This is a genomic window from Actinomadura geliboluensis (assembly GCF_005889745.1).
In the GTDB taxonomy this organism is placed as follows: Bacteria; Actinomycetota; Actinomycetes; order Streptosporangiales; family Streptosporangiaceae; genus Spirillospora; species Spirillospora geliboluensis.
The window spans coordinates 12,469-30,995 of record NZ_VCKZ01000048.1; the positions used below are offsets into that span (position 1 = coordinate 12,469).

An 18,527-nucleotide genomic window follows, 5' to 3' on the forward strand; every position below is an offset into this window, starting at 1 on the left:
CATAGCGTCGAAAATCTCTTCCGGGGCGGTTGCCGCCGTCCTACCCTCGGCCCATGAGTGAGAACGCAGATGCCGCCGAGCGTGCCGCTCGGCCGAAGACATTCCTGATCACGGGCGTGAGCGCCGGGCTCGGCCGGGCGCTGGCGAGCGCCGCGCTCGAGGCCGGCCACACGGTGGTCGGCACCGTTCGCAGGGCGAAGGACGCGGTCGCGTTCGAGGCCCTGGCGTCCGGCCGGGCCGTCGCGCGGATCCTCGATGTCACCGACGACGACGCCGCGCTCACCGTGCTCGGCGCCGTCGAGGAGGAGGTCGCACCGGTCGACGTCGTGGTGGCCAACGCCGGCTACGGGCATGAGGGGGTGTTCGAGGAGTCCCCGATGAGTGCGCTGCGCGCGCAGTTCGACGCCAATGTCTTCGGCGCCGTCGCCACGATCAAGGCGGTCCTGCCCTCGATGCGCCGGCGCAGGACGGGACACGTCATCGGGATCACCTCGATGGCCGGGCTCATGACGGTCCCGGGCCTGACCTTCTACCACGGGAGCAAGTACGCCCTTGAGGGCATCCTGGAGTCCCTCGGAAAGGAGGTCGCTCAGTTCGGGGTGCACGTGACCGCGGTCGCCCCCGGCTCGTTCCGCACGGACTGGGCCGGCCGTTCGATGGATCGCACCGAGCGGTCGATCAGTGATTACGACGCGTTGTTCGGCCCCATCCGCGAGGCGCGCCTGAGGGCGAGCGGCAACCAGCTCGGCGACCCGGCCAAGGCGGCCGCGGCGATCCTCGCCGTCGTCGAGTCGCAGGATCCGCCGGCGCACCTGCTCCTGGGGTCGGACGCGCTGCGGCTGGTGCGGTCGGGGCGTGCCGCGCTGGACGCGGACATGGCGGCCTGGGAGCACCTCAGCACCTCGACCGACCTGCCCGGAGGCGCGCAGATCGGCTGAGCGCATCGAACTCCGCCGCCCGCCGCCAGGTGGCCGCCCCGAGCGCGCACCCGCCCCGGACTCCGCCGGGCTGCGCGCCCTGACCTCGGCCTTCCTGTCAGGTCCAATGTTTAAGGTTTTTGACCCAAAACCTTGATTTGGGGTTTCGGCCCCGTTACGTTGAGCGCGCGCACCTGCCGGTTCACACACCCCCGAGTAGCCGGCCGCGGTCGAAGGGAAGACCCATGCACACATCCCTGCTAAAGGCGGGCGCCGTCGTCGCCGTCCTCGCCCTCGCCGCCTGCGGCGGCGGGGGCACCGGAGCCTCGGGCGCCGGGAAGACCCTCAAGTTCGCCGTCGTCGCCGAGGAGTCCGGTCCGCTGGGCGCCTACGGCTCGCAACTGGTCGCCGGCGTCAAAGCCGCGGTGGCCGACCTCAACGCCTCCGGCTCCTACGACTTCAAGATCGAACCGGTCTACTTCGACTGTCAGAGCGAGCAGGCCATCTGCGTCGCCAAGGCCCGCCAGGCGGTCACCACCGACCGGCTGCCGCTGGTGATGGGCCCCATCGTCACCGCGAACGTCATGCCCGCCGCCGAGGTCACCTCGCGTGCGAAGGTCCCGCACATCGTCATGTCCCTGGTGTCGGAGATCACCTCGAAGTACGACAACACCTACCGGTGGGGCATCGCCAACCAGAAGAACAACGAGACCGTGGTCGAGTACGTGAAGTCCCAGATCAAGCCGGACGACTCCGTGGCGATCGTCCACGCCAACAGCGACTTCGGCAACAGCGCGGCCGGGCAGCAGAAGGCCCTGCTGGACAAGGCGGGCATCAAGATCTCCGCGAACATCGGCCACGACCCCGGCCAGGCCGACTACACCCCGGCGATCCTGCAACTGCGGAAGGCCGACCCGGCCTACGTGCTGCTCTCGGACACCAACCCGGCCGACGTCGCCAAGCTGCTGCGCCAGGCGAAGGAGACGGGTCTGAAGGGCCAGTGGATCGGCGCCGAAGCGGCGGGCGTCATCCCGCTGGCGGGCGACGCGGCCAAGGGCTACATGACGGTCGCCCCCTGGTTCCCCGACAATGCATCCGACCCGAACTCCCCGGCACTGACCAGGAAGTTCAAGGAACAGGGCGTGCAGGCACCCGGCTGGTTCGCCGGCATGGCCTACGACGCCACCAAGGGGATCGCAGAGGCCGCCCGGGCGCAGGGCTTCTCCTCCAAGGAGCTGACCATGGGCCTGTCGAGCATCAGCGACCTGCCCGGCACAGCCGTGCGGAGCTGGACTTTCAGCGCCGGGAACCACGAGGGCCAGACCGCGGCGACGATCGCCGAATGGACGGGTTCGGGATACCGGACCGTCTGGCCAAAGCCGTAGCCGCCCCGGCCCGCACGGGCAACCAACGCAGATGACCTGGCTCGTGACGCATGTCGCCAGACGTGCGCCAGGAAGCAGAGGAACCATGACCAACGCAACCGAACTGGAATCTCCCAGCCCGCCTGACGCGGACGACCGGACGCGCGACGGGAGCCGCCCGCGACTCCGGGGCGCCGGCACTCCGGGTCTTGCGGTACTGGCGGCGGCGGCCGTCGCGACCCCCCTGACGATCGACGACACCGCCGTCCAGTACCTGATCGCCTACGTGGTGATCATGTCCCTGCCCGCCCTGACGCTGCACCTGTGCATGGGCATCGGCGGCATCTTCACCCTCGGGCAGGCCGCCCTGTTCGGCACGGGCGCCTACCTCGGCGTCGTCCTCATGGACCGCGTCTCGCTTGATGGCGTCGTCGCGCTTCCCCTGGTCGGCCTCGCGGGCGCCCTCCTCGGGGCGCTGATGGCGCTGGTGACGCTGCGGGTCTCCGACCTGTACCTGGCGCTGACCACCCTCGCCTTCGGCTTCATCGGCGAGAACGTCGTCCGCAACTCCGATTACCTCGGCGGGGCCACCGGCATCCTCGGGTACCGGCTGAACTTCGCCGGCCGTCCTCTCGAGGACCCCCGCCTCCTGTACTGGGTCGGCCTCGGGTACGGACTGATGTTCATGGTCATCATCGCCAGCGTGCGTCGCAGCAAGATCGGGCGCGCGCTGATGGCCGGGCGGGAGAGCCCGATCGCAGCCCGCAGCATCGGCATCGACACCCGCCGCTACCGGGTCCTGGCGCTCGCCCTCGGCGGAGCATTCGCGGCCGTTGCGGGCGGACTGTACCCCGCCTACGCGCTGGTGCTCGACCCGACCGTGTACGGCCTGGACCTCACCCTCGCCGTCCTCACCATCGCCATCATCGGAGGGCTGCGATCCATGCCCGGCGTCATCGGCGCGACCATCCTGCTCACCTATTTCCGCAACTCCGCCGAGTCCTTCGGGGTCGCGCCGTACGTTCTGCTCATCTACGGTGCGTTCGTCGTCCTGACGCTGCGGTTCCTGCCGATGGGCGTCGCGGGCCTCCTCGGCTCGCCGAGCCTCCGGCTCGCCGTGGCGCACGCGCTCCGGCCGTTCTCCGGGAGAGGACGATGACGGCCCCGCCGCCGTCCGGTCCTGTGTCCGGCGGCGCACTGCTCGAAGCCCGGGGCGTGACGCGGCGTTTCGGCGGCCTGACCGCCGTCGACGACGTTCACCTCGCCGTGGCCGGCGGCACCGTGCACGGGCTGATCGGCCCCAACGGTGCCGGCAAGACGACGCTGGTCAACATGCTCACCGGCGTCGAACGGCCCGACTCCGGCCGGGTCCGCCTCAGCGGCGAGGACGTCACCGGCGTGCCGTCCCACCGGCTGGCGGGGCTCGGGCTGGTCCGCTCTTTCCAGACCTCGCAGCTCTTCGACGACGAGGACGTCCTGACCAACGTCATGGCGGGCCGCCACCGGCACGTGCGCTACCGCTTCCCCCACACGTGGTGCTACACCCGGGTCACCGCGCGATCCGAACGCGAGCAACGGGCCCGCTGCCTTGACCTGCTCGACAAGCTGGGCCTCGCCGGGTACGCCCGCGCCCAGGTCGGCGCACTGCCCTACGGCCGCCGGCGACTGGTCGAGATCGCCCGCGCGCTCGCGACCGAACCGCGGCTGCTCGTCCTCGACGAGCCCGCCGCCGGTCTTCCGGGCAGCGACGTAGACATCTTGGCCGCGCTGCTCAAGCACCTGGCAGAGACGGAGTACACGGTGCTCATCATCGAACACAACATGGGGCTCATGATGAGCGTCTGCGACGTGATGACCGCACTCGCGCAGGGCCGGGTCATCGCCGAGGGAACCCCGTCGCAGGTGCGCAAGGACCCCGTCGTCATCGAGGCGTACCTCGGAAAGGCGGGAACGTGATGTTGCGCATGAGCGACGCCCGGATCGGTTACGGGCCGGTCACGGTGGTGCGGGATCTCGACCTGGAGGTGGCGAACGAGGCCGTGTTCGTGGTGGGGCCGAACGGCGCGGGTAAGACCACGCTGATCAGAGGGATCCTGGGCCTCTCCAAGATGAGCCGCGGAACCGTCCACTGGCTGGACGACGACATCACGCGCATGCCGCCGCACGCCCGCGCCCGCCTCGGCATTGGCGTGGTGCCCGAGGGGCGCCGCGTGTTCGGGCAGCTCACGGTCCGCGAGAACCTCGAGGTCGCGGCCCGGGTGAACCGCGCCCGCCCGGTACGGCCCCGCCTCGACGCGGTCCTCGACCGCTTCCCCCGGCTCGGCGAGCGTCTCGCCCAGCCCGCTGGCCTGATGTCCGGCGGCGAGCAGCAGATGCTGGCCATCGGCCGGGCCCTCATCCAGGAGCCCAGGCTGCTCCTGATCGACGAACTCTCGCTCGGCCTGGCCCCGGTCGCGACCGAGCAGGTCGCCGATGCCGTCAGATCGCTGGCCGCCGAGGGCCTCGCGATCCTGCTCGTCGAGCAGAACGCGCGGCTCGCCATGAGCTTGTGCTCCCGGGGCTACCTGATGTCGGACGGCCGGATCGTGCTGTCCGGCACGGTCGGGGAGATGAGCGGGACGACCGCGATGCAGGACCTGTACCTGGGCGGCCTCGAAGGGAGTGTTCCGGCATGAGCACCCTTGCGCAACTGCTGGTCGCCGGCGTGGTGACCGGTGCGATCTACGCGTTGATCGCCGCCGGCTACACCGTGGTGTACACCGCGACCGGATTCGTGAACTTCGCCCTGGGCGCACAGGCCATGGTGGCCGGCTACTTCGTCTACGTGTTCCTGGACGGCTGGTCCCTTCCGGTGCGCTTCGCCGTCTCGGTCGGCGTCAGCCTGCTGATCGCGATGGTGTCGTGGACGCTGTTCTACCGGTTCGTCACCGAACGCGACATGCTCGCCGCGGTGATCATGTCCTTCGGCTTCGCCATCGTGCTGCAGGAGATCGTCCGCCTTGCGGCGGGGACGTCGACCCTGCCCGCCCCCAGCCCGTTCGGCGACGGCAGCCGGCACTGGGGAGCCGTCGCCGTCTCCGACCACAGCATCGGCACCGTCGCCGTCTGCGCGGTGCTGCTCGCCCTGCTCATCGCCGGGTTCCGGAGCCGGCGCGGCGCCTCGATCCGCGCCATCTTCCAGGACCGGGAGATGGCCGAGATGCTCGGCATCAGAACCCATCTGGTGACCACCACGCTGTTCGCCGTCTCCGGGGTACTGGCCGCCGTCGCCTGCGTGCTCATCGGCCCGATCCTCAGCATGAGCCCGTCCATGGGCACCCGACTCGCGCTCATCGCCTTCGTCGGGGCCGTCCTCGGCGGTCTGGACCGGACGGAAACGGCGGTGGCGGGCGGCGTCCTGCTCGGCGTACTGGAAGCCCTGTTCGCCGGATACGTCTCGGCCGACTACCGCACCTCGCTCGTATTCGCCGTCTTCGTGCTCGTGCTCGTCGTCCGGCCCGCCGGGGTCTTCCGCACCGCCCAGAAGGTGAAGGTCTGACGGCGCATGAGGCAGAAACCACTGACAAGAGGAGACGCGTTGACTGACGCAGTCATCGTCGCGGCTGTCCGCACACCCATCGGCAGAGGGAGGAAGGGCGGCGCCCTGGCCGGCGTCCACCCCGTCGACCTGCTCGCCCGCAGCATCGAAGGCGTACTGGAGGAGACCGGCGTGCCCCCGGAGATGATCGACGACGTCATCGCCGGCTGCGTGACCCAGGCCGGCCCGCAGGGCGCCAACGTCGCCCGCACGGCCGCCCTGGCGGCCGGTCTTCCCGAGTCCGTCCCCGGGGTCACCGTCGACCGGCAGTGCGGCAGCAGCCAGCAGGCGGTGGCCTTCGCCGCGCAGGGCGTCATCTCCGGCGCCTACGACGTGGTGATCGCCTGCGGCGTGGAATCGATGAGCCAGGTCCCGATCTTCTCCGACACCCCGCCGGACGCCGACCCGTACGGCCGGGCCTTCGCCGGGCGCTACCCGGACGGCATGGTGAACCAGGGCGTGAGCGCCGAACTCATCGCGGCCAGGTGGAACCTGACCCGCGCCGAACTGGACGAGTTCGCCCTGGCGAGCCATGCGAAGGCCGCGGCCGCCTGGGACGCGGGGGCCTTCGAGAAAGAGGTCCTGCCCTGCCCGGAACTCGCCGCAGACGAGGGCGTCCGGCGGGACACCAGCGCGGAGCGGCTCGCCGCCCTGCCCGCCGCGTTCCACTCGGCGGCCATGGCCGCCCGGTTCCCGCAACTCGGCTGGTCGGTGACCGCAGGAAACAGCAGCCAGATCAGCGACGGAAGCGCGGCGCTGCTCATCACCTCCTCGGACACGGCCGCCCGGCTCGGGCTCATCCCTCTCGCGCGCGTGCACACCGCCGTGGCCGTCGGGGACGACCCCCTGTACAAGCTCACCGCGCCCATCCCGGCCACCCGGGCGGTGCTCGCCAAGGCCGGACTGGGCCTGTCCGACATCGACCTGTTCGAGGTGAGCGAGGCGTTCGCCTCCGTGGTGCTCGCCTGGGCCCGCGAGACCGGCGCCGACATGGACCGGGTCAACGTGCACGGCGGCGGCATCTCCCTCGGCCACCCGCTGGGGGCCAGCGGCGCGCGCCTCATGACCACTCTCGTGCACGGACTCGTCCACCGCGGCGGCCGTTACGGCCTGCAGGTGATGTGCGAGGCCGGCGGTGTCTCGAACGCCACGATCGTGGAAAGGATCGCTTGATGACCGCCCGGGCCAACGTGACGCTGGAGGTCGGCGACGGCGTGGCGTGGGTGCGTCTCAACCGCCCGGCCGCCCTCAACGCGTACTCGGCGGCGCTGCTCGACGACCTCAACGACACCCTGGACGACATCGAGGACGACCCCCGGGTGCGGGTCCTGGTGGTGACGGGGACCGGGCGCGCCTTCAGCACCGGCGGTGACCTCAAGTACTTCAGGAGCCTGCTGGACACCCGCGACCACGACGGCCTGCTGGCGTACATCGACTACTCGGCCAAGACCCTGACCCGGTTCGAGGAGCTTCCGAAGCCGGTCATCGCCGCGGTGAACGGCGTCACGGTGGCCGGAGGGCTGGAACTCGTCCTGTGCTGCGACCTGGTCATCGCGTCCGCGGACGCCCGCATCGGGGACGGACACCTCAAGTACGGTGTGCTGCCCGGCGCCGGCGGATCCGCCCGGCTGGTGCGCAAGGTGCCCGCGAACGTCGCCTCCCGGTTGCTGCTCACCGGCGAGCTGTTCGAGCCGGGGTACCTGCAGCGGCACGGTCTCATCGACGAGGTCGTGCCGCCGGATCGGCTCATCGGGACCGCCGCCGCGATGGCGCGACGGCTGGCCGAGCTCAGCCCGCTCGCCCTCAGGGAGGTCAAGCGGGTCGCCAGAGAGGCGGCCACGCAGTCTTCCGCGATCGGGCTGAAGCTCGAACTCGGGGCGTTCACCACGTACGTCGCCTCGGAGGACTTCAACGAAGGCATGACCGCCTTCACCGAGCGGCGCGCGCCGATCTACCGCGGCCGGTGACCACCCCAGAGATTCCACGGAGAGCACGATGAGCGATTCCGATGCCGACGGTGTCAACTGGTCCATGAGCAGACTGCTGCGGGACACGGCTGCGGCGCACCCGGGCAACGAGTTCGTCTTCCCCCAAGCCAGGGCCACGTTCGCGCAACTCGACGCGCGGGCCGACGCGTTCGCCCACATGCTGGTCAACGCGGGCCTGAAGGCCGGCGAGCACGTCGGGCTGTGGGTACCGCCCTCGCTGGACATGATCGCGGCGATCTTCGGCACCGTTCGTGCCGGCGGGGTCGTGGTGCCGGTCAGCGACCGGTTCCGGGCCGCCGAGCTGGGCCATGTCATCGACCACGCCGACCTCGCCGTTGTGCTGACCAGCGGAGCGACAAGCCACCACGACCGGCGTGCCGAGCTCGTCGCGGCGCTGCCCTCGCTGGCCGGTCAGCGTTCGACGAGCCTGGCCCTGGCCGAGGCGCCCAAGCTGCGGCGGGTCATCGTGCTCGGCGACGGCGACGGCGACGGCGACGGCGACAGCGACGGCGACGGTGACGGTCGTCCGGGCTTCTCGTCCGCCGAAGAGTTCGGCCTGCCGGGGACGTGGGACGCGGGGCCGTACGAGCCGGTCCGGCCCGACCAGGACGTCGCCCGCGCCGATGACCTGGCCTACCTCATGTACACCTCGGGGACCTCGGCGCGGCCGAAGGCGTGCATGATCAGCCATCGGGGCGTGGTCATGCAGGGGACGTCCCTGGCCCGGACCCGTTACCGGCTCGACGCCGACTCCCGCTTCTGGTGCCCGCTGCCGCTGTTCCACACCGCGGGGCTCGCCACCATGATCGCGTGTGTCGCGTCGGGCGCGGGCTTCGTGCACGCCGGGGTCTTCGATCCGCGCCAGTCGCTCCAGGCCATGGTGGAGGAGCGGGTGACGCACGCGATCCCGTGCTTCGAGACGATCTGGATGCGGGTCGTGGAACTGCCCGAGTTCGCCACCGCCGACCTGTCCCGGCTGCGGGTCACGATGAACACCGGCGGTGAGGATCTGCTGCGCAGGCTGCAGTCCCGCACCCCGCAGGCGGTGCAGCTCGCCAACTACGGGATCACCGAGGGCAGCGGGCACGTCGCCATGACCACCCCCGACGACCCGCTCGACCTGCGCGTCACCACCGGCGGCTTCCCGCTGCCCGGCATGGAGGTGCGCATCACCGATCTGGAGACCGGGGAGGTCGTGCCGCCGGGGGCGCGGGGTGAGATCCGGTTCCGCGGCACCTCCCGTTTCCTCGGCTACTACAAGGATCCGGTGGCGACCGCGGAGGTCATCGACGCCGACGGCTGGTTCAGCTCGGGCGACCTGGGCGAGATGGACGCCGACGGGCGCGTGGCGTTCCGGGGCCGCATCAAGGACATGCTGAAGGTGGGCGGGGAGAACGTCGCCTCGCTGGAGATCGAGTCGTACCTGCTGCGCCACCCGGCCGTCAGCGTGTGCGCGGTGGTGGGCGCGCCCGACGCCTACTACGGCGAGGTGCCCGTCGCGTACGTGCAGCTCGTACCGGGCGCCGAGCTGACCGGGCAGGAGCTCATCGATTACTGCGTCGACCGTATCGCGACCTTCAAGATCCCCCGGTACGTGCGCTTCGTCGACTCCTGGCCGATGTCCGGAACGAAGATCCGCAAGGTCGAGCTGCGGGCCCGGATCGCCGCGGAACTGGCGGCGGCGGGCATCACCGAGGCCCCGCGGATCCGCAGCTCGCGAGCGCGCAGCCGTGCCTGACGCCGGGTTGCCGCCAGACGACTCCGCTGTTCTCGGTCAGGAACCTAATATAGAAAACCCGACGACCTAGGAAGTGACGCCTTGACCGAGTCGCCCGCCACGCTCCCGCTACCCGACGGTCCTGCCTTCCGGGAGGTCTCCGTCGGCCAGGAGGTGCGCGAGTACATCCGCCACATGATCATGACGCGGCGTTTCAAGCCCGGTGACCGGCTGCGGGTCGAGCATCTGGCCGAGCAGATGAAGATCAGCGTCACGCCGGTGCGCGAGGCGCTGGTCGAACTGGCGGGGGAGGGGTTCCTCGTCCGTCGGCCCCGCCGGGGGTACGTGGTGGCGCGGCTCACCCGCGCGGGCTTCGAGGACCGGGTCCTCGTGCTCGCCATGGTTGCCGGAGAACTCGCCAAGCGGGCGGCGGTGGACCTGGAGGACGGCACCCTGGCGAACCTGCGCGATCTCCAGGGGGCCCTGGTCAAGGCCGACCGGGCGGGAGACCGCGACGCGGCCGAGGAAATCAATCACCGCTTCCACAGCACCGTCAACCTCGCGGCCCGGTCACCCGAGCTGGCATGGACGGCGGAGCGGTTCTCCCGGTACCTGCCCCGATACGGCGGCCTCGACTGGCAGGCGCGTCCGCGTACGTGCACCTACGCGCACGAGCCGATACTGGACGCGCTGGCGGCCAAGGACCCCGACGCCGCCCGCGCCGCCATGTTCGATCACCTGATTGCGAGCACCAAGACCCTCGCCGACGAACTGGAACGCGGCGGCCTGTGGGCTGAGGCCGACTAGAGCCTACGGCGAGCCACGCGTTATCGACCACGTTACGGCGCCCCCCTTTCATGACCTAGCTTTGGGTCAAAAACCCAATACCTAAGGAGCAGTCCATGGCCGAATCCACCGTCCGCCGCAACGTCGTCACCCCGGGCGTAGAGCCCACGCCCATCGGGCAGTTGCCCGAGGTCGGCCAAGTGCCGAGCCACATGCACGCGCAGGTCGTCCGGGCCGACCGCTTCGGCGACCCGGCCACCGCCTTCCGGCCAGAAGTGGTGCCGACGCCCGAGATCGGCCCGGACGAGGTCCTGGTCGCCGTCATGGCGGCCGGCATCAACTACAACAACGTGTGGGCCGCCCGCGGCTACCCGGTGAACCAGATCGCGGTCCGGCAGAAGCGCGGCGAGACCGAGGACTTCCACATCGGCGGCTCGGACGCCTCGGGCATCGTGTACGCGGTGGGCGAGGCGGTCGAAGGCGTCGAGGTCGGCCGGCACGTCGTGATCCACCACGGGTGGTGGGAGCGCGAAGACCCGTGGATCGCCCGCGGCAAGGACCCGATGATCGCCCCGTCGGCGCGCATCTGGGGCTACGACACCAACTATGGCTCCTTCGGGCAGTTCACCCGGGTCCAGGCGCACCAGGTCATGCCGAAGGCTGAACACCTGACGTGGGAGGAGGCCGCCGCCCCCACGCTGGTCGGTACCACCGCCTACCGCATGCTGCACGGCTGGGCGGGCAACGCCGTCCAACCCGGCGACGTCGTCCTCGTCTGGGGCGGCTCCGGCGGTCTCGGCACCCAGGCGATCCAACTCGCCCGGCTCGCCGGAGCCGTACCGGTGGCCGTCGTGTCCGAGGAGGAGCGCGGTCACTACGCGCAGAAGTTCGGCGCCGCCGGCTGGATCAGCCGTCGCGACTTCACGCACTGGGGGATCCCGCCGCTGGTGGACGACACCGCCGGGCAGAAGGAGTGGACGGCCGGCGCGCGCGCCTTCGGCAAGCGCATCTGGGAGATCGTCGGCGAGCGGCGCGACCCCGCGATCGTCTTCGAGCACCCCGGCGCCGCCACGATCCCCACCAGCGTCTTCGTCTGCGAAGCGGGCGGCATGGTCGTCATCTGCGCGGGCACGACCGGCTTCGACGCCATGGTCGACCTGCGCTACCACTGGACGCGGCAGAAGCGGCTGCAGGGCTCGCACGGCACCAACGACGAGCAGGCGATCGCCTACAACGATCTGGTGCGTGCCGGGAAGATCGACCCGGCCCTGGGCTCGACCATCGGCTTCCACGACCTGCCCGCCGCGCACGCGGCGATGGGCCGGGGTGAAGCCGTGTTCGGAAACGTGTCCGCGCTCGTCGGCGCGGCCGAGCCCGGGGCGGGACGGACCGCGGGCTGACGTCCATCCCAGTACCGGAAGGAGAACCTTCACCATGGCGAACACGCTGACCGCCGAACGCATCGGCCGTACCGGCGTCCTGACCCTGAACCGCCCATCGTCGCTGAACGCGCTCGGCTACGAGACGATGGTGGAGATCACCACGCAAGCGATCGAGTACGACCGCGACCCCGACATCGGCGCCATCGTCGTGGCCGGATCGGGGAAGGCGTTCGCCGCCGGCGCCGACATCAAGGAGATGCGGTCCAAGACGTTCTCAGACCTCTACCGCGCGGACTGGTTCGCGGAGTGGGACCGTTTCGCGGCGATCCGCACCCCGGTCATCGCCGCCGTCGCTGGCTACGCGCTCGGGGGCGGCTGTGAGCTGGCGATGATGTGCGACATCATCATCGCGGCGGACACCGCCAGGTTCGGGCAGCCCGAGGTGAGGCTCGGCATCCCGCCCGGGATCGGCGGGTCGCAGCGGCTGCCCCGCGCGATCGGCAAGGCCAAGGCGATGGACATGCTGCTGACGGCGCGGATGATGCCGGCCGACGAGGCCGAGCGGTCGGGCCTGGTGAGCCGCGTCGTCCCGGCGGCGGAGCTGATGGAGACGGCCCTGGCCGCCGCGGCCGAGATCGGCGAGAAGTCCCTGATGGCGACGACCGCGATCAAGGAGTGCGTACACCGCGCCTACGAGTCGGGGCTGGCGGAGGGCGTCCGGTACGAACGGCGCGCCTTCTTCTCGGCCTTCGCAACCCATGACCAGTCCGAAGGGATGGCGGCGTTCACCGAAAAGCGGCAACCCGGCTTCCAACACCGGTGATCTCCCCGTTCTGCCTCGACTGGCCCTCGTCGTGGTGACGACGGCCCTCCGGGCGGGCGGCCTTCCGCGCCGCCCGCTCGGAACCACCCCCTGCGGCGATCAGATGCGGTGCCGGTGCGAGGGGACCTGAGGTGCTCCCTTCAGGTGGGGCGCGCCCCAGGCGCCGTAGCCGCCGAGCAGGCTCGAGGCGGCCGAGGAGAGTGCGCCGAGCTCGGCGTCGGCGTCAGCCTGCTGTGGACGCCCGGCCACACCGACGGCAAGCACTCCCTCGTCCTCAACACCCCGGACAGGATCTGGGTGTCGTCGAGAACGGCATGGCCACCGGCAACTGGCAGCCCGAGCTAGGGAGAAGACCCTGGCCTCGCCGTCGCCCCGCGACCCCGCTGGCTGCAGATCATCCCGTCCTCGGAGTGCGCGGACTGGAAGCGGCAGTGGCCGCTCGTGCCGACTCACAGCCACGGCGGCGGGCTGCGCCGTCCGGGAGGAGCCCGGCCGCCTGGCGGGCGGCCGGGCTCCAGCCGTCAGCCGTCCGGTCAGCCGTGCCGTCCGGCGGACGCCCGGAGCAGCCGCCTGAGCAGAACGGCGAGTCCGCCGCCGGCGAGCACGCCTCCGACTGCCCAGACGGCGACGGGGAGGCCGCCCTCCTCGGCCGCGCCCGTCGCCGCCTCCGCGCCCGCCGGCTCCGCGCCCGCCGGCTCCGTGGCCGCCGGCGGTTTTGGCGCTGCACCGGCCGGAGGCGGCGCCTCCCGCACGGCCGCCGGATCGAGGACCAGTTCCGGGGACGGGAAGTCCGGTTCCCGTCCCCCGGCCGAAGGCTGGTTCCAGTTGACGACTGATCCGTCGGAGTACGTCTGCGCCGTGTCGAAGCGGAGGACGCCCTCATTCGGCAGCGGTTTTGCGCGCACGGTGAAGGTCTGGGTCTCGGCGGGCCGGATCTCGTGCCCGGCCCGGGCCGTCCACACGATGTGGCGCTGGGGCGTCCGGCTGATCGTCCAGCCCTCGATCTCAGGGACGGAGTCGGCGGTCACGCCCTCGGGCAGGGCGATGTCGATGCGGACGGTCGTGCTGAACTCCTTCTCGCTGGGGACGCGGAACCGCAGGGTCGCGGGCCGTCCGGCCTCGGCGCCCTCGGACAGCACGCGGACGTGCGCGGACGCCGCGGCCGCCGGCAGCGTCACCATGGCGGCGCTCATGACCGCGACAGCGCCCACGGCCATGGCGGTGCGCGGGAGCGGGTTCAGGCGTGCGCTCTGCACAGGCACTCACCTCCGTTTCAGCAGCAGCAGAACAGGAGCGACGCGGGGTCGACGTCGCGCCCGGCCGGCGCGTCGTGCGAGTGGTCGCCGCTCGCCTTCTTCAGGGACGCGAGCCGCTGCGCCGACGCCCTGCCCTTCGACTTCAGGACGATCCGCTTCCCGGTGAACTGCGAGAACGACAGCACCTGCGGCGCCTTGCCGCCGTCGTCGGTGGTGAAGGAGACCAGCGGCGTCGCCCGCCCGGACGCCGCGACGGCGTACGCCTGGTACGTCGTGCCGGGCCTGAGGTCGCGGGCCTGCAACTGGACCATGTCGAGCCCGCCGACCTGCCGGACGGTCGCCTCCAGCACGCGGCCCTTGCCGCCGGGCCGCAGCACGTCGCCGTCCGAACCGTCCGGCAGGACGGTCGGCACGTTCCGGGCTGGGGCGCCGAGGCCCTGGCGCCCGAGCCCGGAAGCGGAACCGGGGCTGGTCACGGCCCGGGGCGCGTAGATGACGGCCTGTGGCTCCTGCCCGGTCCGGATCGTGTCGACCACCCGGTTGGTCTTGGTGTCGATGACGTCGACCGCGTCGGACTTCTCCAGCCCTACGTACATGCGCGTCCCGTCCCCGCTGGGCCAGGCGCCGTGCGGGGCGTGACCGCGGTTGCGGATGCGCGTGACCAACTTGGGCGCCCCGGACGCCGTGCGCTCGTAGACGAGCGTCTGGTCGAGGCCGCCGACGGTGAGGTAGACGAATGAGCCCAGGGCGTTGGTCGCGAAGTTGGGGTGGTTGGTGTCGGGGCCGGTGTCCAGCACGGCCTTGACCTTCCGCGAGGCCAGGTCGATCACGCTGACCTTGCCGGCGCGCTTGTGGGCCGCCCAGATCTCCTTGCCATCGGGGGAGATGGCGGCGTCGGAGGAGAAGACGTCGGCGAGCCCCTTGATGCGGCCGGTGACCTTGCGCGACTTCACGTCCACGACGGTGATCTCGGGTGCGCTGATGTGGTTGACGTAGGCGAGCGCGCCGTCCGGGCTCATCAGCACCTTGGAGGGCCCTTCGCCGACCTTGACGCGCCCGTCGACGCCGCCCCGGTCGGCGTCGATGACGGTCACGGTGTCCCGGCCGCGGTCGGCGACCCAGAACTCGCGGCCGTCGGCGGTGAAGTCGCCCTCGTGCGCGGCGCGTCCGGCGTCGGTGTGGCTGATGACCTTGTTGGTGCGGGTGTCGATGATGTCGACGGTGTTGCTGGCCACACTGACCACGCCGAGGCGCCGGCGGTCCCGGGAGTAGCCGAGCCCGTGGACGCCCGCGTTGCCGAGGTACTGCGGGCTGAGCGTCGAGCCGAGCCGCTGGTCTCCGAGGCGGATGGTGCCGAGCGCCCGGTTGGAGGCCGGGTCGATGACCGTGACCGTGTTGGAGCTCTGGTCGGCCGTGTAGACCCGGTCCAGGCCCGAGACCGGCACCGGCCCGTGCGCCTTGACCGCCGCGACGAGACGGGCGCCGTCGGAGGAGAAGCCCGGTGATCCGTCGGCGGCGGCGGTGACGCCGAAGACAGCTGCGCCGGCGGTGGCCAGCGCCGTGGCGGCACCGGCGATATGTCTGGCAGAGAACACGGTCGAACCTCCAGTGAGAGAACGGTGATGGGTGGGAGGGCACGGCGGGACGCCGCGCCGGCGGACGAAGGGCATGCCGAAGCGGACCTGCGGCTCCGGACGCGGTCTTGCGGTGGGAATCGGGGCTGTTAGCGGGGCGGGGCGGTCGGGTGCGGTACGGCGAGCCGTGCGACCGTGTGCCCGCTCTCGTCCTGGACGAGCAGCGCGGTGATCTCCGACCGGGCCATCGCGGTCACCATGCGGGTCCTCATGGGCGCCTCGCCGCCGCCCGCCCGGACGCTGCCGGCCGACTGGCGCCGGCCGTGCGCGTCCCCGGTCAGCAGGCGGTAGGTCCGGCCGGGGCGGAGCCCGGACAGCGACACCGGGACCTCGGTGCCCCAGCTGTGCTCGATCATCGGCGCCGGCCGCGACAGCGTGACCGCCGCGTCCGGCCGGCCCTCATGGCCGTCGCCTGGAGGCCCCATGCCGCCGGGGAGCAGCAGGGCCAGCACCGCTGCGGCGGCGAGCACCAGCCCGGCGGTGGCGGCCGCGGCCCGCCGCCGGGCGGTGCGGCGGGGCGGAGCCTCCGGCCGGGGCGCGGGGACGGCGGCTCCGGGGAGCAGCGGTTCGGCGCGCTCGAACGTCCTGATGACCCGGCGGACGCCGGCCGCCTCGGCGGAGCAGTCCGCGCACCGGGCGAGGTGGCGGGCCAGCGGCGCGGGCAGCGGCCGGTCCAGCAGGAGCAGCTCGGTGAGTTCGACGCGGAACGCGTGGCAGGACGGGGTCACGGGGCCAGCCATCCCTTCTCCTCCAGGATCACGCGCAGCGCGCGCACCCCGTAGTAGAGGCGGCTGCGCACGGTCGAGGCCGGGATGCCGAGCTCGTCGGCGAGTTCGGCGCACGTCCGGCCGAGGAAGTACACGTCCAGGACGACCCGGCGGTGCTCCTCCGACAGGCGCCGCAGCGCCTCGTCGAGTTCGATGCGCTTCAGCAGGCGGTCGAACGGGTCGTCCCGGTCGCCCGGCTCGTCGGCGTCCGGCGGGCCCGCGACGGGGACCCGCGCCGCCCGGTTCCGCCTGACGTCGTGCACTACGTTGCGGGCGATGGCGAACAGCCACGTGCGCAGGCTCGCGCGGCGGTGGTCGAAGGACGCCGCGGACCGCCACGCCCTGACGAACGTCTCCTGCACGACGTCCTCGGCGAGCTGCCGGTCGGCGAGGGCGTTGCACGCGAAGCCGAGCAGCTCCGCGCCGTGCCGCTCGTAGGCGAGTCGCATGTCCTGCTCGCTGTGCAGGGAGGCGGGCGCCTCCTGCCGGCCGGTGGTGGACGGCCGCCGCCGCAACCTCCAGAGCTGGGCCACGCCTACACCGCCCCGCCGCGTGCTGTCCGCCGACTGCACTCCGCCACTGAGGAACACCCCTTCACCGCACCGAGCAGTTTGTCACGGGGGATACGCGGCGCACGGGCCCGGTGTTGAACCCCGCGAGTGCGACGTGGGTCACATGGGCGAGGCGGGGTCATCGGCCTTCAAACAGCCCGGCGGCCACACGCCCGCCGGGCTGCACGCCCGGCGGAACGGCGAACACGGCGCTGCCGGTATGCCGGATGAACGCGTTGAGCCGGTCGGATTCGGCCAGCTTGCGCTGAGCGCGGATGAAAAAGCCGGGGTCGCTCAGATAGGCACAGAAGAGAAGCCCCGCGTCGTAGATGTCGTGACCGCTGCCGGAATGTCGTTCCGCGCCCTCGCCATGGTGGTGTCCCGCGTCGCCGCCGTGGTGGTGCGGCCCGGTCGGTTCCGTGTTCGCCTGGACGCCGTAGTCGTAGTTATACGAGCGGCGCAGCATCGGGACGTCCCGAATCAGCGCCACATGCGAGTCGACGGGGATGAGCGGCCCGCCGTCCGGGCCGGGCCTGCTGAGGTCGGGCGCGCTGAACTCGTGCTCGCCGCTCAGCGGCGCGCCGTCGCCGCGCCGTCGCCCGATCACCAGGTCCTGCGCGCGTCCGGGAGTGGTATCCCACTTGGGGAGGTCCATACGGATCTTCCGGAAGACCAGGTAGGTGCCGCCGGCGAACCACGCGGGGTCGTCCTGCGCGGTGGACCACACGGTGCGGTCGAACCGGGCGTGCCCCGGCCGCAGGTTGGCGGTGCCGTCCTTGTGGCCGAACAGGTTGCGCGGGGTGGCGTCGCCGAACCGGCCGAGGAAGCCCTGCTGGCTCCAGCGCAGCCGCGCCACGCCCGGTGCGCGGCTGCGGACCGCGCGGAACGCCCGGCTGACGATCTGCGGGTCGTCCGCGCAGATCTGGACGAGCAGCTCGCCGCCGCTCCAGGCCGCCTCCAGCCGGTCGCCGCGGAACGCCGGCAGCGGCGCCAGCCGGCCGGGCCGGTCGCGCCGCCGGCCGATCCGCTCGAACAGGTCCGGGCCGAGGCCGAAGGTGACGGTCAGGCGGGACGGCTCCAGGCCGTCGGCGATGCCGGAGTCCGGCGGCACACCGGGCCGGTGGCCGGGTCGCGGTGCGGGAGGGCGGCCCCGCGTGAGGCGCTCGGCGACATCCGTCCACGCCTGCATGAGCCGGCGGAAGTTTCCCGCCGCCTGTGCGGTGGTCAGGCGGTCCCCGTTCAGCGGGTCGGCGGTCTCCAGGTCGAAGGCCGCGAAGAGCGCGTACTGCTGCTGCGGAGTGGCGATGCCCGCCTGATGCGTCCCATGGAACGGCACGGTCCCCGATGGGCCTGGCGGTGGTGGCGCTGCATCGCGATCGGCCGCGGCCAGCGCGCCGGCCGCGGCGGCAGCACCGGCGGTCGCCGCGGCCGTAGTGATGACCGCCCGCCGCGAGACGCGGACTCCCAGCTGCTCGGGCATGAATCCCCCTCATGTGGTCCGGACTTTCGAGCAGCCGGGGATACCGCGACCGGACGGCACATGTTGAAGCGCGCGGGCGTGAGCTGGGTCATACGCGGCGGCAAGCCGGCGGGTGGCTGCCGGAGGCCATGCGGTCGGTGAACGCGGTGACGATGCCATCCGGCACGGGCGTCAGGGCAAGAAGGCGGTCGCCTCTACCTCGATCAGCCAGTCGGGAAGGCCGAGGGCCTTCACGCCGAGGAGGGTGCTGGCGGCGAGCGGCCATGGGTCGCCGTAGACCTCCCG

The 18,527-nt window shown here is 71.7% G+C and carries 18 protein-coding genes; 12 read left to right on the forward strand and 6 right to left on the reverse strand.

The genetic code is table 11. From position 1 onward, the window contains the following. Positions 1-53: 53 nt before the first annotated feature. From ETD96_RS09770 to ETD96_RS09825, 12 genes are all read left to right on the forward strand, one after another. Positions 54-938, forward strand: a complete 885-nt coding sequence (locus ETD96_RS09770; protein ID WP_138635990.1) for an oxidoreductase — start codon at positions 54-56, stop codon at positions 936-938. Between the two features lie 224 nt (positions 939-1,162). After that, positions 1,163-2,302 carry an ABC transporter substrate-binding protein gene (locus tag ETD96_RS09775; protein WP_138635991.1) on the forward strand — a complete coding sequence of 380 codons (1,140 nt, stop codon included), beginning with the start codon at positions 1,163-1,165 and terminating at the stop codon, positions 2,300-2,302. Between the two features lie 85 nt (positions 2,303-2,387). Further along, entirely contained in the window at positions 2,388-3,440 is a 1,053-nt protein-coding gene (locus ETD96_RS09780) for a branched-chain amino acid ABC transporter permease (protein ID WP_171068950.1), read from the forward strand. Next, positions 3,437-4,237 carry an ABC transporter ATP-binding protein gene (locus ETD96_RS09785; protein ID WP_138635993.1) on the forward strand — a complete coding sequence of 267 codons (801 nt, stop codon included), beginning with the start codon at positions 3,437-3,439 and terminating at the stop codon, positions 4,235-4,237. The genes ETD96_RS09780 and ETD96_RS09785 overlap by 4 nt, the downstream gene beginning before the upstream one ends. A gap of 8 nt (positions 4,238-4,245) precedes the next feature. Then, the gene (locus tag ETD96_RS09790) at positions 4,246-4,956 is read left to right on the forward strand and encodes an ABC transporter ATP-binding protein (protein ID WP_205719187.1); all 711 of its coding nucleotides are present in this window, start codon (positions 4,246-4,248) and stop codon (positions 4,954-4,956) included. Then, entirely contained in the window at positions 4,953-5,819 is an 867-nt protein-coding gene (locus tag ETD96_RS09795; RefSeq protein ID WP_138635994.1) for a branched-chain amino acid ABC transporter permease, read from the forward strand. Before ETD96_RS09790 ends, ETD96_RS09795 begins: the two co-directional genes overlap by 4 nt. Before the next feature lie 39 nt (positions 5,820-5,858). Next, complete coding sequence (locus ETD96_RS09800) at positions 5,859-7,031, forward strand: acetyl-CoA C-acyltransferase (RefSeq protein WP_205719188.1); 1,173 nt, start codon at positions 5,859-5,861, stop codon at positions 7,029-7,031. After that, a complete protein-coding gene (locus ETD96_RS09805) occupies positions 7,031-7,825 on the forward strand; it encodes an enoyl-CoA hydratase/isomerase family protein (RefSeq protein WP_138635996.1) in 795 nt (264 codons plus the stop codon). The genes ETD96_RS09800 and ETD96_RS09805 overlap by 1 nt, the downstream gene beginning before the upstream one ends. 28 nt (positions 7,826-7,853) lie before the next feature. Then, positions 7,854-9,584: a class I adenylate-forming enzyme family protein gene (locus tag ETD96_RS09810; protein ID WP_138635997.1), complete on the forward strand. Its 1,731-nt coding sequence runs from the start codon at positions 7,854-7,856 to the stop codon at positions 9,582-9,584. Positions 9,585-9,665: 81 nt separating this feature from the next. After that, positions 9,666-10,370 (forward strand): GntR family transcriptional regulator, encoded by a 705-nt coding sequence (locus ETD96_RS09815; protein ID WP_138635998.1) that lies wholly within the window; start codon positions 9,666-9,668, stop codon positions 10,368-10,370. A 95-nt stretch (positions 10,371-10,465) separates the two neighbouring features. Continuing rightward, complete coding sequence (gene ccrA, locus ETD96_RS09820) at positions 10,466-11,749, forward strand: crotonyl-CoA carboxylase/reductase (RefSeq protein WP_138635999.1); 1,284 nt, start codon at positions 10,466-10,468, stop codon at positions 11,747-11,749. Between the two features lie 34 nt (positions 11,750-11,783). Next, positions 11,784-12,554 (forward strand): enoyl-CoA hydratase, encoded by a 771-nt coding sequence (locus ETD96_RS09825; RefSeq protein ID WP_138636000.1) that lies wholly within the window; start codon positions 11,784-11,786, stop codon positions 12,552-12,554. A 99-nt stretch (positions 12,555-12,653) separates the two neighbouring features. Here ETD96_RS09825 and ETD96_RS44535 read toward each other — a convergent pair whose 3' ends face one another. The 6 genes from ETD96_RS44535 to ETD96_RS09855 form a co-directional block, all read right to left on the reverse strand. Continuing rightward, positions 12,654-12,818: a hypothetical protein gene (locus tag ETD96_RS44535; protein WP_171068951.1), complete on the reverse strand. Its 165-nt coding sequence runs from the start codon at positions 12,816-12,818 to the stop codon at positions 12,654-12,656. 269 nt (positions 12,819-13,087) lie between these two features. Next, positions 13,088-13,810 carry a DUF1775 domain-containing protein gene (locus ETD96_RS09835; protein WP_138636001.1) on the reverse strand — a complete coding sequence of 241 codons (723 nt, stop codon included), beginning with the start codon at positions 13,808-13,810 and terminating at the stop codon, positions 13,088-13,090. A 17-nt stretch (positions 13,811-13,827) separates the two neighbouring features. Then, entirely contained in the window at positions 13,828-15,405 is a 1,578-nt protein-coding gene (locus ETD96_RS09840; RefSeq protein ID WP_171068952.1) for a beta-propeller fold lactonase family protein, read from the reverse strand. Between the two features lie 128 nt (positions 15,406-15,533). Next, the gene (locus ETD96_RS09845) at positions 15,534-16,184 is read right to left on the reverse strand and encodes a hypothetical protein (protein WP_138636003.1); all 651 of its coding nucleotides are present in this window, start codon (positions 16,182-16,184) and stop codon (positions 15,534-15,536) included. Continuing rightward, positions 16,169-16,744 (reverse strand): sigma-70 family RNA polymerase sigma factor, encoded by a 576-nt coding sequence (locus ETD96_RS09850; RefSeq protein WP_205719189.1) that lies wholly within the window; start codon positions 16,742-16,744, stop codon positions 16,169-16,171. Before ETD96_RS09850 ends, ETD96_RS09845 begins: the two co-directional genes overlap by 16 nt. 157 nt (positions 16,745-16,901) lie before the next feature. Then, entirely contained in the window at positions 16,902-18,242 is a 1,341-nt protein-coding gene (locus ETD96_RS09855) for a Dyp-type peroxidase (RefSeq protein WP_138636004.1), read from the reverse strand. Positions 18,243-18,527: the final 285 nt, after the last annotated feature.

Coding starts and splice junctions, on each gene's coding strand:
- ETD96_RS09805 (WP_138635996.1), top strand. CDS start 7,031: ATGACCGCCCGGGCCAACGTGACGCTGGAGGTCGGCGACGGCGTGGCG.
- ETD96_RS09780 (WP_171068950.1), top strand. CDS start 2,388: ATGACCAACGCAACCGAACTGGAATCTCCCAGCCCGCCTGACGCGGAC.
- ETD96_RS09775 (WP_138635991.1), top strand. CDS start 1,163: ATGCACACATCCCTGCTAAAGGCGGGCGCCGTCGTCGCCGTCCTCGCC.
- ETD96_RS09770 (WP_138635990.1), top strand. CDS start 54: ATGAGTGAGAACGCAGATGCCGCCGAGCGTGCCGCTCGGCCGAAGACA.
- ETD96_RS09790 (WP_205719187.1), top strand. CDS start 4,246: ATGAGCGACGCCCGGATCGGTTACGGGCCGGTCACGGTGGTGCGGGAT.
- ETD96_RS09845 (WP_138636003.1), bottom strand. CDS start 16,184: ATGGCTGGCCCCGTGACCCCGTCCTGCCACGCGTTCCGCGTCGAACTC.
- ccrA (WP_138635999.1), top strand. CDS start 10,466: ATGGCCGAATCCACCGTCCGCCGCAACGTCGTCACCCCGGGCGTAGAG.
- ETD96_RS09795 (WP_138635994.1), top strand. CDS start 4,953: ATGAGCACCCTTGCGCAACTGCTGGTCGCCGGCGTGGTGACCGGTGCG.
- ETD96_RS09855 (WP_138636004.1), bottom strand. CDS start 18,242: ATGCCCGAGCAGCTGGGAGTCCGCGTCTCGCGGCGGGCGGTCATCACT.
- ETD96_RS09810 (WP_138635997.1), top strand. CDS start 7,854: ATGAGCGATTCCGATGCCGACGGTGTCAACTGGTCCATGAGCAGACTG.
- ETD96_RS09825 (WP_138636000.1), top strand. CDS start 11,784: ATGGCGAACACGCTGACCGCCGAACGCATCGGCCGTACCGGCGTCCTG.
- ETD96_RS09785 (WP_138635993.1), top strand. CDS start 3,437: ATGACGGCCCCGCCGCCGTCCGGTCCTGTGTCCGGCGGCGCACTGCTC.